The 13,981-nt window shown below is 70.4% G+C and carries 13 protein-coding genes; 12 read left to right on the top strand and 1 reads right to left on the bottom strand.

The features are described 5' to 3' along the window. Nucleotides 1–18: 18 nt before the first annotated feature. The 12 genes from C4F17_RS01315 to C4F17_RS01260 are packed head-to-tail and all read left to right on the top strand — an operon-like array spanning nt 19 to nt 12,648. Nucleotides 19–993 carry an ABC transporter permease gene (locus tag C4F17_RS01315; RefSeq protein WP_106933996.1) on the top strand — a complete coding sequence of 325 codons (975 nt, stop codon included), beginning with the start codon at nt 19–21 and terminating at the stop codon, nt 991–993. A 10-nt stretch (nt 994–1,003) separates the two neighbouring features. Beyond that, on the top strand, nt 1,004–1,846 hold the full coding sequence (locus C4F17_RS01310) for an ABC transporter permease (protein ID WP_081267134.1): 843 nt from the start codon (nt 1,004–1,006) through the stop codon (nt 1,844–1,846). Then, entirely contained in the window at nt 1,843–3,495 is a 1,653-nt protein-coding gene (locus tag C4F17_RS01305; protein ID WP_409195793.1) for an ABC transporter ATP-binding protein, read from the top strand. Before C4F17_RS01310 ends, C4F17_RS01305 begins: the two co-directional genes overlap by 4 nt. Further along, nucleotides 3,492–4,394: a 2-hydroxyacid dehydrogenase gene (locus tag C4F17_RS01300; RefSeq protein ID WP_106933994.1), complete on the top strand. Its 903-nt coding sequence runs from the start codon at nt 3,492–3,494 to the stop codon at nt 4,392–4,394. The genes C4F17_RS01305 and C4F17_RS01300 overlap by 4 nt, the downstream gene beginning before the upstream one ends. Before the next feature lie 37 nt (nt 4,395–4,431). Further along, complete coding sequence (locus C4F17_RS01295; protein ID WP_106933993.1) at nt 4,432–5,811, top strand: aminotransferase; 1,380 nt, start codon at nt 4,432–4,434, stop codon at nt 5,809–5,811. A gap of 5 nt (nt 5,812–5,816) precedes the next feature. After that, nucleotides 5,817–6,854 (top strand): histone deacetylase family protein, encoded by a 1,038-nt coding sequence (locus C4F17_RS01290; RefSeq protein WP_106933992.1) that lies wholly within the window; start codon nt 5,817–5,819, stop codon nt 6,852–6,854. 37 nt (nt 6,855–6,891) lie between these two features. Then, the gene (locus C4F17_RS01285; RefSeq protein ID WP_106933991.1) at nt 6,892–7,839 is read left to right on the top strand and encodes a DMT family transporter; all 948 of its coding nucleotides are present in this window, start codon (nt 6,892–6,894) and stop codon (nt 7,837–7,839) included. Next, the gene (locus tag C4F17_RS01280; protein WP_106933990.1) at nt 7,836–8,528 is read left to right on the top strand and encodes a GntR family transcriptional regulator; all 693 of its coding nucleotides are present in this window, start codon (nt 7,836–7,838) and stop codon (nt 8,526–8,528) included. The genes C4F17_RS01285 and C4F17_RS01280 overlap by 4 nt, the downstream gene beginning before the upstream one ends. Nucleotide 8,529: 1 nt before the next feature. Next, nucleotides 8,530–9,234 carry an SDR family NAD(P)-dependent oxidoreductase gene (locus tag C4F17_RS01275; protein WP_106933989.1) on the top strand — a complete coding sequence of 235 codons (705 nt, stop codon included), beginning with the start codon at nt 8,530–8,532 and terminating at the stop codon, nt 9,232–9,234. 9 nt (nt 9,235–9,243) lie between these two features. After that, a complete protein-coding gene (locus C4F17_RS01270; protein ID WP_081267142.1) occupies nt 9,244–10,272 on the top strand; it encodes a histone deacetylase family protein in 1,029 nt (342 codons plus the stop codon). After that, nucleotides 10,272–11,384, top strand: coding sequence for a phosphotransferase (locus tag C4F17_RS01265; RefSeq protein ID WP_106933988.1), 1,113 nt, complete (start codon nt 10,272–10,274; stop codon nt 11,382–11,384). Before C4F17_RS01270 ends, C4F17_RS01265 begins: the two co-directional genes overlap by 1 nt. Next, nucleotides 11,377–12,648 carry an aspartate aminotransferase family protein gene (locus C4F17_RS01260; protein WP_106933987.1) on the top strand — a complete coding sequence of 424 codons (1,272 nt, stop codon included), beginning with the start codon at nt 11,377–11,379 and terminating at the stop codon, nt 12,646–12,648. Before C4F17_RS01265 ends, C4F17_RS01260 begins: the two co-directional genes overlap by 8 nt. An 11-nt stretch (nt 12,649–12,659) precedes the next feature. Here C4F17_RS01260 and C4F17_RS01255 read toward each other — a convergent pair whose 3' ends face one another. Continuing rightward, entirely contained in the window at nt 12,660–13,943 is a 1,284-nt protein-coding gene (locus C4F17_RS01255) for a mechanosensitive ion channel family protein (protein ID WP_081267145.1), read from the bottom strand. Nucleotides 13,944–13,981: the final 38 nt, after the last annotated feature.

Here is a 13,981-nt window from a genome sequence, read left to right as displayed (position 1 = left end):
GCCCGAATCGAGCTTGCTATGAAACGACTGCAGTTCATGTCCGTGCGCCTGCTGCAGGGCCTGCTGGCCCTGCTGGTGATCGCCACTGTCAACTTCCTGCTGGTTCGCGCGGCACCGGGCGATCCGGTCTCCGTCATGGCCGGCGAGGCCGGCGCATCCGACGCGCAGTTCGTGGCCCAGCTGCGCGAGCAGTTCGGCCTCGACCAGCCGCTGCCGGTGCAGCTCGGCAACTACCTGGGCCACGTGCTCAAGCTCGACCTGGGCTTCTCGTACCGACAGCAGCAGTCGGTGGTCGACCTGATCCTGCAGCGCATGCCGGCCACGCTGTTGCTGACGGGCACGGCTTTCGGGCTTTCGCTGCTGTTCGGCATCGTGCTCGGCGCGCTGGCCAGCCGCAACGCGGGCAAATGGCAGGACAGTCTCATCACCGTGGTCGCGCTGGTGTTCTACGCCACGCCGCTGTACTGGCTGGCGATGATGGCGGTGCTGCTGTTCACGGTGCAGCTCGACCTGCTGCCCGCCTTCGGCTTCTTCACCGTGGGCGCGGACCTCACGGGCATCGACAAGGCGGTGGACATCGCCAAGCACCTGATCCTGCCTTCGCTCACGCTGGCGCTGTTCTACATGGCGGTCTATGCGCGCATGACGCGCGCCTCCATGCTCGAGGTAGCGCAGATGGACTTCGTGAAGACCGCGCGCGCCAAGGGCGTGTCGCCCGGGCGCATCCAGCGCAAGCACATCCTGCGCAACGCGCTGCTGCCGGTGGTCACGCTGGCCGGCATCCAGGCCGGCGGCATGATCGGCGGCGCCGTGCTGACCGAGACGGTGTTCGCCTGGCCCGGCATCGGCCGGCTCATGTTCGACGCCCTGCTGCAGCGCGACTACAACCTGCTGCTCGGCTGCTTCCTGTTCACCGCGGCCATGGCCGTGCTGTTCAACCTCATCACCGATTTCGTCTACACGCTCGTCGATCCCCGCATCGAGCTGAGCTGAGGAGCCGTTCATGAAAAGCAAATTCTGGCGGCGCTTCAGCCGCAACAAGGGCGCGGTCTTCGGCCTGATCGTGCTGATGCTGGTGGCGCTGGTCACGGCGCTGGGCCCCTTCATCGCGCAGAACAACCCCTGGGACATGGTCGGCACGCCCTTCGCGGCACCCATGGCGGAACAGGGCCTGCTGCTGGGCACCGACACCATGGGCCGCGACATCCTGTCGGGCATCGTCACCGGCGCGCGCGTGTCGCTGCTGATCGGCGTGGTCTCTACCGTGGTGTCGCTGCTGATCGGCGTGTCCATCGGTGCCGTCTCGGGCTACTTCGGCGGCTGGATCGACGCCACGCTGATGCGCTTCACCGAGCTGTTCCAGGCCATTCCCAGCTTCGCGCTGGCCATCGTGCTGGTGGCCATCTTCCAGCCCTCGGTGCAGTCCATCGTCACGGCCATCGCGATCGTGTCGTGGCCGCCCGTAGCGCGGCTGGTGCGCAGCGAATTCCTGACGCTGCGCCAGCGCGACTTCGTGGCGGCCGCCCAGCTGGCGGGCCAGTCCACGCCGCGCATCATCCTCACGCAGATCCTGCCCAACGCCGCCTCGCCCATCGTGGTGATGGCCTCTCTGATGGTGGCAACGGCCATCCTGCTGGAGTCCAGCCTGAGCTTCCTGGGCCTGGGCGACCCGAACCAGATGAGCTGGGGCTACATGGTCGGCTCGGCGCGCACCGTGCTGCGGCAGGCGTGGTGGATGGCGGTGTTCCCGGGCGTGGCCATCCTGCTCACGGTGCTCGCGCTGAACCTGGTGGGCGAAGGCCTGAACGACGGGCTCAACGCGCGCGCCGACGGGAGGGGCAAATGAAAATGGAAAAGATCGCTTCGCTCGTTCCACCCGTGCTGGACATCCAGGGCCTGGACATCCGCCTGCCCCAGGGCGCGGACCGCGACCTGGCGGTCCGGGGCGCGTCGCTGCAGCTGCTGCCGGGCCAGACGCTGTGCGTGGTCGGCGAATCGGGCTCGGGCAAGTCCATGATCGCCAACGCCATCATGGGCCTGCTGCCCCGGCCGCACGTGGAACCGGTGGCCGGCCGCATCCTGTTCGACGGACATGACCTGCTGAAGCTCGACGAGGCGCAGCTTCGCACGCTGCGCGGCCGGCGCATCGGCATGGTGTTCCAGGAACCCATGACGGCGCTGAACCCGGTCATGCGCATCGGCGAGCAGATCGCCGAAGTGTTCGACGCCCATGTGAACCTGTCGGCCGCGCAGAAGCGCCAGCGCATCCTCGCGGCACTGGCCGACGTCGGCCTGCCCGAGCCCGAGGTGCTGATCGACAGCTACCCGTTTCGCCTCTCCGGAGGGCAGCGCCAGCGCGTGATGATCGCCTGCGCGCTCGCGCTGGAGCCGGCCCTGCTGATCTGCGACGAGCCCACGACCGCGCTGGACGTGACCACGCAGGCGCAGATCCTGAAGCTCATCCGCGAGCTGCAGCAGCGCAAGGGCACGGCGGTGCTGTTCATCACGCACGACTTCGGCGTGGTCTCCGAGATCGCCGACCAGGTGGTGGTGATGCAGACCGGCGAGGTGGTAGAGGCCGGCCCAGCCGCCGCCGTGCTGGCGCGGCCCCAGCATGCCTACACGCGCAAGCTCATCGCGGCCATACCCGACGGGCGGGTGCGCGCGCCGGCCGACGAGCGCCCCATCGAGCACGTGCTGCAGGTGCAGGAACTGCGCAAGACCTACGTGACCGGCGGCGGCCTGTTCAGCAAGGGCCGGCGCGTGGAAGCGGCCAAGGGCCTGTCGTTCGACCTGCGCCGCGGCGAGACGCTGGGGCTGGTCGGCGAATCGGGTTCGGGCAAGTCCACCGTGGGCCGCTGCATCGTGGGCCTGTCGCCGTTCGACAGCGGCCGCGTGCTGTTCAAGGGCCGCGCGCTGCAGTCGGGCGCGCAGTTCCGGGCGCAGTCGCAGGGCAAGATCCAGATGGTGTTCCAGGACCCCTATGCCTCGCTGAACCCGCGCCACCGCATCGGCCCGGCCATCGCGGCCGGCCCCATCGCGCAGGGCGTGCCCAAGGCGCAGGCCATGGCCCGCGCGATGGAGCTGCTGGAGCTGGTGGGCCTGAAGCCCGACGCGGCGGAGCGCTTTCCGCACGAGTTCTCCGGCGGCCAGCGCCAGCGCATCGGCATCGCCCGCGCACTGGCCATGGAGCCGCAACTGCTGGTGGCGGACGAGCCCGTTTCCGCGCTCGACGTGTCGGTGCAGGCCCAGGTGCTCAAGCTGTTCGCGGAGGTGCGCGAACGCTTCCAGCTGGCCATGGTGTTCATCACGCACGACCTGCGCGTGGCCGGCGAGATGTGCGACCACATCGCCGTGATGCAGCGCGGCCAGATCGTCGAGTACGGCGAAACCGCCAAGGTGCTGGCGAACCCGCAGCACGACTACACCCGCACGCTGATCGAGGCGCAGCCGAGGCTCTCGGCGGCGGCCGCGCAACAGGCGGTGGCCGCATGACGCTCAACATCGCACTGGTTTCCGACCAGATCGCCATGGACTACCTGCAGCCCGCCTTCAGGGAACGATTTCCGCAGGCCCGGCTGCACCGCATCGACACCGAGGTCCAGGAGCTCGACGCGCTAGGCGAAATCGACACCGTGGTCTGCTGGTCGCCGCCGCCGGGGCTGCTCGCGCGCATGCCGCGCCTGCGGCTGGTGCAGTCCGTGGGGGCGGGCACCGACCACATCACGCGCGACCCCGCGCTTCCCGACGTGCCGGTCCGCCGCATCGTCGACCCCGACATGGCCGACGGCATGAACGCGTACGTGGCGTGGGCCGTGGTGCACGGCCAGCGCCACATGGGCGCCTATCTCGACAGCCAGCGCCGCGCGGCCTGGGAGGAAGCGCCCATCGAGCCCCCGGGCCGGCACAGCGTGGGCATCGCGGGCCTGGGCGTGCTGGGCCAGTCGGTCGCGCGCGCGCTGCTTGCCATCGGCTACCGCGTGCGCGGCTGGAGCCGCAGCCCCAAGAGCGATCTGCCGGCGGGCATCGAGGCCTTCCACGGCGATGCGGCGCGCGGAGAGTTCCTGGCCGGCTGCGACACCCTGGTCTGCCTGCTGCCGCTGACCGACGACACGCGCGGCATCCTGGATGCCGCGTTGTTCGCCCAGCTGCCGCGCGGCGCGCGCCTCGTCAACGCCGGCCGCGGCGCCCACCTCGTGCAGGAAGACCTGCTCGCGGCGCTGCAAAGCGGCCAGCTCGCCAGCGCGGTGCTGGACGCCTTCGTCGAAGAACCGCTGCCGGCCGGCCACCCCTTCTGGAGCCATCCGCGCATCGTCGTCACGCCGCACATCGCGACGCGCACACGGCCCGAGGCCATTGCGCGGCAGACCCACGACAACCTGGCGCGCCTGTAGCCACTTTTTCAGCGCCCTACAAACAAAGAGGAACCCCATGGCAGAACCCCTCGGCACCGGCGACAAGGACGTCGCCACCCACCTGCATTCGTACACCAACCTGGCCGCGCTGCCGCAGACGCCGCCGCTGGTCATCGTGAAAGGCGACGGCATCCACGTCGTCGACGAGCGCGGCACGCGCTACCTGGAAGCCATGTCGGGCCTGTGGTGCGCCTCGCTGGGCTTCTCCAACAAGCGCCTGGCCGCGGCCGGTGCCCGTGCACTCGACACCCTGCCCTACTACCACACCTTCAACCAGCGCACCAACGTCGCGGTGGCCGACCTGGCAGAGCGGCTGCTGGCACTGGCGCCCGCGCCCATGGCGCGCGTGTTCTTCGCGAACTCGGGTTCCGAGGCCAACGACAGCGCCGTGAAGATGGTCTGGTACTACCACAACGCCATCGGCCAGCCGGAGCGCAAGAAGATCATCGCGCGGCGCAACGCGTACCACGGCGTGACCGTGGCGGCCGCCAGCATGGGCGGGCTCGACGGCAACCACCGCGACTTCGACCTGCCGATCGCGACGGCGCCCGCGCGCTTCCTGCACGTGGACTGCCCGCACCACTACCGCTACGCCGAGCCCGGCGAGACCGAGCAGGACTTCTCCAGCCGCCTCGCGCAACAGCTGGAGCAGACCATCCTGGCCGAAGGCCCGCACACCGTGGCCGCCTTCATCGCCGAGCCGGTGATGGGCGCGGGCGGCGTGCTGGTGCCGCCGGCCGGCTACTTCGAGAAAGTGCAGGCCGTGCTGCGCAAGTACGGCGTGCTCATGATCGCCGACGAGGTGATCTGCGGCTTCGGCCGCACGGGCAACATGTTCGGCTCCACCACCTTCGGCATCCAGCCCGACATCCTGAGCTGCGCCAAGGCGCTGTCCTCGGGCTACGTGCCGATCTCGGCGGTCATGGTCAACGACAAGGTGCACAGCGCCATCGCCGCCAACAGCGGCAAGCTCGGCAGCTTCGGCCACGGCTACACCTACTCGGGCCACCCCGTCGCCTGCGCGGTGGCGCTGGAGACGCTCAAGGTCTACGAGGACGAGCGCATCCTCGAGCACGTGCGCGAGATCGCACCCGCCTTCCAGGCCGGGCTGCGCGCCTTCGCCGGGCGCCCCTGGGTGGGCAACGTGCGCGGCGTGGGCCTGATCGGCGCCATCGAACTCATGGCCGACAAGGCCGCGCGCACGCCGTTCGCCGCAGAACGCAAGGCCGGCTACCGCTTCGCGGCGCTGGCGCTGGAGGAAGGGCTGATCGTGCGCGCCATGGGCGACAGCATCGGCCTGTGTCCGCCGCTGATCATCACGCGGGCCGAGCTGGACGACCTGTTCGCGCGGCTGGCCCGCGCCATGGACCGCTTCGACCAGGAAACGAAGGCCTGACGAGCATGCAGGCCTTCTTCAGCGACGACCAGCTGCTGCACGACCCGCAGCAGTTCATGCGGCTGGGCCGCATCTGCAAGCCCACCGACCTGCCCACGCGCGCCGAGGCGCTGATGAGCACGCTGGCCGCGCGCGGCATCGCGGTCGGTGCGCCGCCGGAGGCCGGCCGCGCAGCGCTGGAGCTCGTGCACAGCGTCGACTACCTGGACTTCCTGGAGAATGCCTACGCGCGCTGGCAGAAGCTCGGCGGCCCCGGCCTGGAGCCCGGCATCGAGGTGCTGCCCAACCTGTCGCCGCACGGCGTGCGGTCCGGGCCCTGCCCCTCGCCGTCGGTGGTGGCGCAGGCCGGCTGGTACATCGGCGACCTGGCCTGCCCCATAGGGCCGCACACATGGCGCTCGGTGCTGCGTTCGGCCCACGCGGCGCAGGCCGCGGCCGAGACGGTGATCGACGGCGGCGGCATCGCCTACGCGCTGTGCAGGCCATCGGGCCACCATGCACAGCATGCGCGCGCTGGAGGCTTCTGCTACGTGAACAACAGCGCCATCGCGGCCGCCACGCTGCGCCGGCGCCATGCGCGCGTGGCGGTGCTCGACATAGACGCCCACCACGGCGACGGCACGCAGCAGATCTTCTACGGGCGCGGCGACGTGCTGACCGTCTCCACGCACGCCGACCCGTCCGGCTACTACCCCTGGTACACGGGCTACGCGCACGAGCGCGGCACCGGCGAAGGAGAAGGCTGCAACCTGAACCTGCCGCTGGCGCACGGCAGCGGCAACGCCGAATTCGCCGAAGCCCTGGACACGGCCGTCGCCGCCATCGAGCGCTTCCAGCCGCAGGCGCTGGTGCTGCCGCTGGGCTTCGACACCTACAAGGACGACCCGATCAGCGTGCTCAAGTTCGACATGGAAGCCTTCCGACTCGCGGGCGAGCGCGTGCGCGCGCTGGGCCTGCCCACGGTGGTTGTGCAGGAAGGCGGCTACATGGTCGAGGCCATCGGCGCCGCGCTCGATGCGTTCCTGGAAGGCTTGCAGGCATGAACTTGCCGATCGACGGCCACCGCTGCGGCAGCGCCCCATGAGCAGCACGGTGCAAGCCTCGGGTCCCACGGCACGACGCGACAGCGCGGGCTCGGGCATCGCGCTGTTCCTCTGCGCACTGGTGCTGTTCGCGGCATACGACGCCTTCGCCAAGCAGATGGTGGCCAGCCATGCGCCGGCGGTCGTCAACCTGGGCCGCTACACCGCCATAGGCGCCATCGCCCTGGTGCTGCTGCTACGCCACGGCGACCTGCGCCTTTGGCGCCAGCCGCACCAGAAGCTGCTGGCCGCGCGCAGCGTGGCGCTGGCCGTCGTGGCCACCTGCTTCATGACGGCACTCGTCACCATGCCGCTGGCCGAGGCCACGGCCATCTATTTCACGGCCCCGCTGATCATGGTCGCGCTGTCGCCCTGGCTGCTCGGCGAGCGCGTGGGCCGCGCGCAGTGGACGGCGGTGCTGCTGGGCTTCGCGGGCATGCTGTGCATCGTGCGCCCGGGCGGCAGCCTGCCGCTGGCGGGCACGCTGCTGATGGCCGTGTCCGCCGTCTGCTATGCGCTTTTCCAGGTGCTCACGCGCCGGCTCTCGGGGCTCGTGCCGGCGCCCGTGCAGTTCGCGCACATGGCGCTGGCCTGCCTGGTCATCACGAACCTGCCCGTGCTGTTCATGCCGCACGTCACGCTGCCGCCCTGGCCGGAGATGGCCTTGCTGGTGGCCGGCGGCGCGGTCAGCGGGAGCGCCCAACTGTTGCTGCTGGCCGCGTTCCGCCGCGTCGGCGCGGCCACGCTGGCACCGCTGAACTACGTGCAGCTGCTGCTGGCAGTGCTGATCAGCACGCTGTGGTTCCAGCGCCCGCCCGATGCGACGGCCCTGGCGGGCATGGCGCTGATCGCCGTGGCGGGCGTGTACCTGGCGCGCGCGGGCGGCGGCAGCGCCCAGGCGGCCGGCATGATACGCACAAGAGATCGAGACAAGGAATTCAGATGACCATCAGCCGCACCGAAGCCGCCACCCCTCCCGCTTTCTCGTCGATCCAGGTGCCAGACCTGGTCGGCGTGGTGGAGGCGCAGTTGCAGCAAGCCATCCTGTCGGGCCGCATCGCGCCCGGCGAGCGCATCGTCGAAGCCGAGATGGCCCGGCAGATGGGCGTGAGCCGCGCGCCCGTGCGGGAAGCCGCGCGCCGGCTGGAAAGCCTGGGCCTGCTGATATCGCGCCCGCGCCACGGCTTCGCGGTGCGCACGGTTTCGCCCAAGCAGGTCACCGACCTGTACGAGGTGCGCATCCAGCTCGAACTGCTGGGTGCCTCGCTGGCCTGCACGCACGCCACCGATGCCGAACTGGCCCAGCTCGACGCGCGCGTGGACGACATGGTGGAACGCGCCGAGATCCTGTCGTCGCCCGAACGCGTGGCGCTCGACCTGGATTTCCACTTCGCCATCAGCGCGCTGTCGGGCAACCACTATCTCCACCGCCTGTTCGACAACATGCAGACCGAGGTGCGCATGTTCCTCGCGCTCAGCGAAGACAGCTATGGCGACCTGAAGGCGCTGGCCGAGACGCACAGGCCCATCGCCAAGGCCATGGCGGCGCGCGACGTCGATGCCGCGCAGCACGCGCTGCGCTACCACCTCGAAACCGCCAAGGCGCACGTCCGCGGCCTCTTCTCCAAGGCATGAGATGAAGGCCGCGCCCCGTGTCGCCATGGTCAGCGGGGGCAACCGCGGCATCGGCCTGGCCATCGTGCGCGAACTGCTCGCGCATGGCTGGCGCGTGAGCGTGGGCACGCGCGCCGCCACCGATGCCTTCGACGACCACGACCCGGCGCAGGTGCGCACCTACCGCTTCGACGCCGAGAACGCGCAAAGCGAGACCGACTGGGTGGCCGCGACCGTGCGCGACTTCGGCGGCATCGATGCGCTGGTGCACAACGCCGGCATCCTCAGCACCCGCTCGGTCGTCGAGGCCAACGACGCGGAGGTCGACCGCCTGCTGGAGATCAACGTCAAGTCGCCGCTGCGGCTCACGCGCAAGGCCTGGACGCACCTGCTGGCGGCGGACGAAGGCAAGGTGCTGGTGATGGCATCGCTCGCCGCCAAGCGCGTGCGCACGGCCGATGCCTCGCTCTATGCGCTGAGCAAGGCGGCGGTGCTGTCGCTGGCCCACGGCATCCGGCACTGCGGCGCCGAGTCGCGCGTGCGCTGCACCGCGCTGTGCCCCGGCTTCGTCGCCACCGACATGGCGGCCGCCCTGCCGCCCGAGCAGCAGCGGCAGGCCACGCGCCCAGAGGACGTGGCCCGCATCGCGCGGACCGTGCTCGAGCTGCCGGCCTCGGCCAGCGTCGCGGAGATCCCGATCAGCTGGACCGTCGAACCCCAATACTGAAAGCCCGACATGAAAGTCATCTACAGCGACCAGCACACAGGCCACGACCCGCAGCAGTTCATCGTGCGCGGACGCATGAAGCGCAGCAACGAGCAGCCCGAGCGCGGCACGCTGCTGCTGAACGCCGCGCGCGCGCAGGGCCACGACATCGTCGCGCCCCAGGACCACGGCCCGGGCCCGCGCGCCGCCATCCACACGCCGCAATACCTGCGCTTCCTGGAAACCGCCTGGGAACGCTGGCAGCAGCTCGAAGGGGCCTCCGAGGAAGTCATGCCCAACGTGCATCCGTTCCCGGGCCAGCCCTTCACCTACCCCGACAGCCTCGTGGGCCAGGCCGGCTACCACATGGGCGACATGGCCTGCTCCATCGGGCGCCACACCTGGCATGCCGCGACGTGGTCGGCCCACGTGGCCACGCATGCCGCGCAGCTCGTGCTCGACGGTGAACGCGCGGCCTACGCGCTGTGCCGGCCGCCCGGCCACCATGCCTATGCCGACCGCGCCAACGGCTTCACCTACCTCAACAACGCGGCGATCGCAGCCCAGCACCTGCGCGGCAGGCACGACCGCGTGGCCATCCTCGACATCGACGTGCACCACGGCAACGGTACGCAGGGCATCTTCTGGCGCCGCAAGGACGTGCTGACGATCTCGCTGCACGGCGACCCGCATTTCTGCACGCCCTTCTTCACGGGCCATGCGCACGAGACCGGCGAAGGCGAAGGCCTGGGCTACAACCTGAACCTGCCGCTGGCGCGCGGCACGCAGGACGAGGGCTTCCTCGCCGCGCTGGCGACGGCGAACGCCACCATCCGCGCCTTCGCGCCCGGCGCGCTGGTCGTGGCCTTGGGCCTGGACGCGCACGAGAACGACCCCTACCAGGCGCTGGCCGTGAGCACGCCGGGCTTCGGCCGCATCCTCGGCGAAATCGCGCGCCTGGGGCTGCCCACGGTGCTGGTGCAGGAAGGCGGCTACCTGTCGGAGGACCTGGGCCTCAACCTGGCCAGCGCGCTCGGCGGCTTCGAGAAGGCGGCGTGATGACGCAGGAACTCGACGACGCCATCCGCGCGGCCCTGCCCGAGGCCGCGGTGCTGACCGCGCCGCCCGCCCCCGTCGAAACCGGCTGGGCCGCCGACCTGCTGCTGCGCCTTTACGGCAAGCGCGGCCGGCTCAAGCTGCTCACGGGCGAGCGCGACGCCAACTTCCTGCTGGAGCCGGACGACGGCGGCGCGCGCTGCATGCTCAAGCTCTCGCACCCGGACGAAGACCCGCTGGTGGCCGACTTCCAGACCCAGGCGCTGCTGCACCTGGCACGCACCGACCCCGGCCTGCCGGTGCAGCGCCTGCTGCCGGACCGCCATGGCGCGGCCTCGGTGCAGATCGAGGACGCCGAAGGCCGCACGCGCGTCGCGCGCCTGTTCAGCTACCTCGAAGGCATGCCGATGCCGCAGGCGCCGCGCTCGGCGGCGCAGCGCAGTTGCGTCGCCCGCATGCTCGCGCGGCTGGACCTCGCGCTGGCTGGCTTCGAACACCCCGCGGGTGCCCGCGAACTGCCCTGGGACATCCAGCGCGCCGACCGCGTGCGCGCCCTGCTGGTGCACGTGGCCGACCCCGCCCGCCGCGCACTGGCCGAGGCCGCGCTCGACGGCTTCGTGCAGCGCACCAAGCCGCGGCTGGCCCTGCTGCGCCGCCAGCCCATCCACAACGACTTCAACCTCTACAACCTGCTGGTGGAGCCTGACGAACCGGCGCGCGTGGCCGGCATCCTCGACTTCGGCGACATGGTGCATGCGCCGCTCGTGGACGACCTCGCCGTCGCGGCCTCGTACCACATCGACGAGCAGGACGACGCGCTGGAGACGATCGCGCGCTTCGCGGCCGACTATCACGCCGTCTCTGCGCTGACCGACGGCGAGACCCACGCGCTGCTCGACCTGGTGCGCGCACGGCTGGCGATGGTGGTCGCCATCAGCGGCTGGCGCGCGGCTCGCCAGCCCGGCAACGCCGCCTATCTCATGCGCAACAACGCTGTTTCCTGGGCGCGGCTGCAGGCCTGCGCCGCGCTGACACCCGACCAGGTGCAGGAAGCCATCCGGGCCGCCTGCCAAGCCACGGAACGCACGGAACCCACGGAACCGATCCATGACTGAGAAACACACCGCCGAGCTGCTCGAGCGCCGCGCCCGCCTGCTCGGGCCGGCCTACAGGCTCTTCTACGAAGAGCCCTTCCACCCCGTGCGCGGCGAGGGCGTCTGGCTCTACGACGCCGCCGGCACGCCCTGGCTGGACGCCTACAACAACGTGGTGCCGCTGGGCCATGCGCGGCCCGAAGTGGTCGAGGCCATCGCGCGCCAGGCGTCCGTGCTCAACACGCACACACGCTACCTGCACGAAGGCATCCTCGACTACGCGGAGCGCCTGCTGGCCACCATGCCGCCCGAGCTGGGCCATGCGACCTTCACCTGCACCGGCAGCGAGGCCAACGACCTGGCCATGCGCATCGCCACGGCGCACACCGGCGGCACCGGCCTCATCGTCACGCGCTTCGCGTACCACGGCGTGACCTCGGCCATCGCCTGCGCCTCGCCCTCGCTGGGGCAGTACGTGCGCCTGGGCGATCATGTGCGGCTGGTGGATGCGCCAGAGGGAGGAGATGCAGAGACGGGCAAACGCTTCGCCGACGGCGTGCGCGCGGCCATCGCCGACCTGAAGGCGCACGGCATCGCGCCCGCCGCGCTGCTCGTGGACACGGTGTTCTCCAGCGACGGCGTGTTCACGGCGCCGGCCGGCTTCCTGCGCGAGGCGGTGGAAGCGATCCATGCGGCCGGCGGCGTGTTCATCGCCGACGAGGTGCAGCCCGGTTTCGGCCGCACGGGCGAGGCCTTCTGGGGCTTCATGCGCCACGGCGTGGTGCCCGACATGGTGAGCATGGGCAAGCCCATGGGCAACGGCCACCCGGTCGCGGGCCTGGCGGTGCGGCCGGAGGTCATGAAGGCCTTCGGCCAGGCCAGCCGCTACTTCAACACCTTCGGCGGCAACCCGGTCTCGATGGCGGCTGCCTCCGCCGTGCTCGACGTGATCCAGCAGAACGGCCTGCAGGACAACGCACTGAATGTCGGCGGCTACCTGCGCGAGCGCCTGGCCGCGCTCGGCCAGCGCCATGCGCTGGTCGGCGAGGTGCGCGGCGCGGGGCTCTTCATCGGGCTGGAACTCGTGGCCGACCGCGCGACGCGCGCGCCCGCCACGGCGCAGGCCGCCAAGGTGGTCAACGGGCTGCGGCAGCGGCAGGTGCTGCTGAGCGCGACCGGGCCGCAGGCCAACGTGCTCAAGATCAGGCCGCCGCTGGTATTCGAGCGCCAACACGCCGACCTGCTGGTCGAGCGGCTCGACGAGGTGCTGGCCACGCTGGAATAGCGCGCCGGGGCCTACTTTTCCGCGGGCTCGCCCGCAGGGACCGTGCCGGCCGGGAGCGACTCCACCCGCACCACGCGCTGCGGATAGGGAATGTCGATGCCCGCGCCGCGCAGGCCGTCGAGGATCGCGATGTTGATGGCCGAGCGCAGGTTGTCCTTGCCCTTGTCGGGGTCGGCCACCCAGAAGTTGAGCGTGAACTCCAGCCCGTCGGGCGCGAAGTTCATGAGAAAGGCCACCGGCGCGGGGTCGCTCATCACGCGCGGCTGGGCCTTGGCCGCCTCGCACAGGATGGACTGCACCTGCGCCACGTCGCTCTCGTAGCCCACCACGATGGTGGTCGTGATGTTGAACTTGCGGTCGGCCAGCGAGAGGTTCTCCACCCGGCTGGTGATGAGCGATTCGTTCGGCACGATGGCCTCGCGCCCGTTGCCCGCGCGAATGAGCGTGTAGCGCGTCTTGATGTCGGTGATGCGGCCTTCGAAGGTGTCGACCTTCACGTTGTCGCCGATGCGGATCGAGCGCTCCAGCAGAATCACGAAGCCGCTCACGTAATTGGACGCCAGCTTCTGCAGCCCGAACCCCAGCCCCACGCCGAGCGCGCCGCCCAGCACCGACAGCGCCGTCAGGTCCACCCCCACCGCCGACAGCGCGAACAGCATGCCGATCAGCAGCAGGAAGGCGCGCACCGCGTTCGACGCCACCTTGCGCATCGACAGGTCGGTGACGGCCTCGCGCAGGATGCGCTTCTCGACCGTGCTCGAAATCCACAGCGCGATCATCATCACCAGCCCGGCCGACAGCGCGCCCTGGATGATGGTCTGCAGGCTCACGCGGGTCTTGCCGAAGGCCAGCGTGATGTCGTCGAGCTCGGCCAGCACCGGCGGCAGCAGGCCGACGATCCACAGCACCGCCGCGATCCAGGCCAGCCACGACACCGTGCGCTCCAGCAGCCGCACCATGTTGGAGGCCGGGAACACCGCGCGCAGCACGCGCGCGAACAACCGGATCACCGCCAGCGACAGGAACATCGACACCGCGATGCGCAGCACCAGCACGGTCTGGAAATCGCCCACCACGCGCCGGGCAAGGTCGGTGAGCACCAGCGCGAGCAGCGGGAACAGCACGCCGTCGAAGGTGCGTTCGCCGAACCAGATCGAGTCCTTGGGCTGGTCGCGGCCGAACCATTTGCACACGCCCCAGGCCAGGGCGACGCAGGCCACCAGCACGGCCAGTTCGATGCCGATGCCGCGTGCATCGACCTGGCTCAGGCGTTGGGTGAAGTCGTTGAAATTCATCGGTTCAAAAAAACATGGGCGCCGCTGACGCCGCCTGC

Origin of the sequence: Variovorax sp. PMC12 (assembly GCF_003019815.1) — a bacterium.
Taxonomy (GTDB): Bacteria; Pseudomonadota; Gammaproteobacteria; order Burkholderiales; family Burkholderiaceae_C; genus Variovorax.
This window is presented reverse-complemented; position numbering and strand designations above follow the sequence as displayed.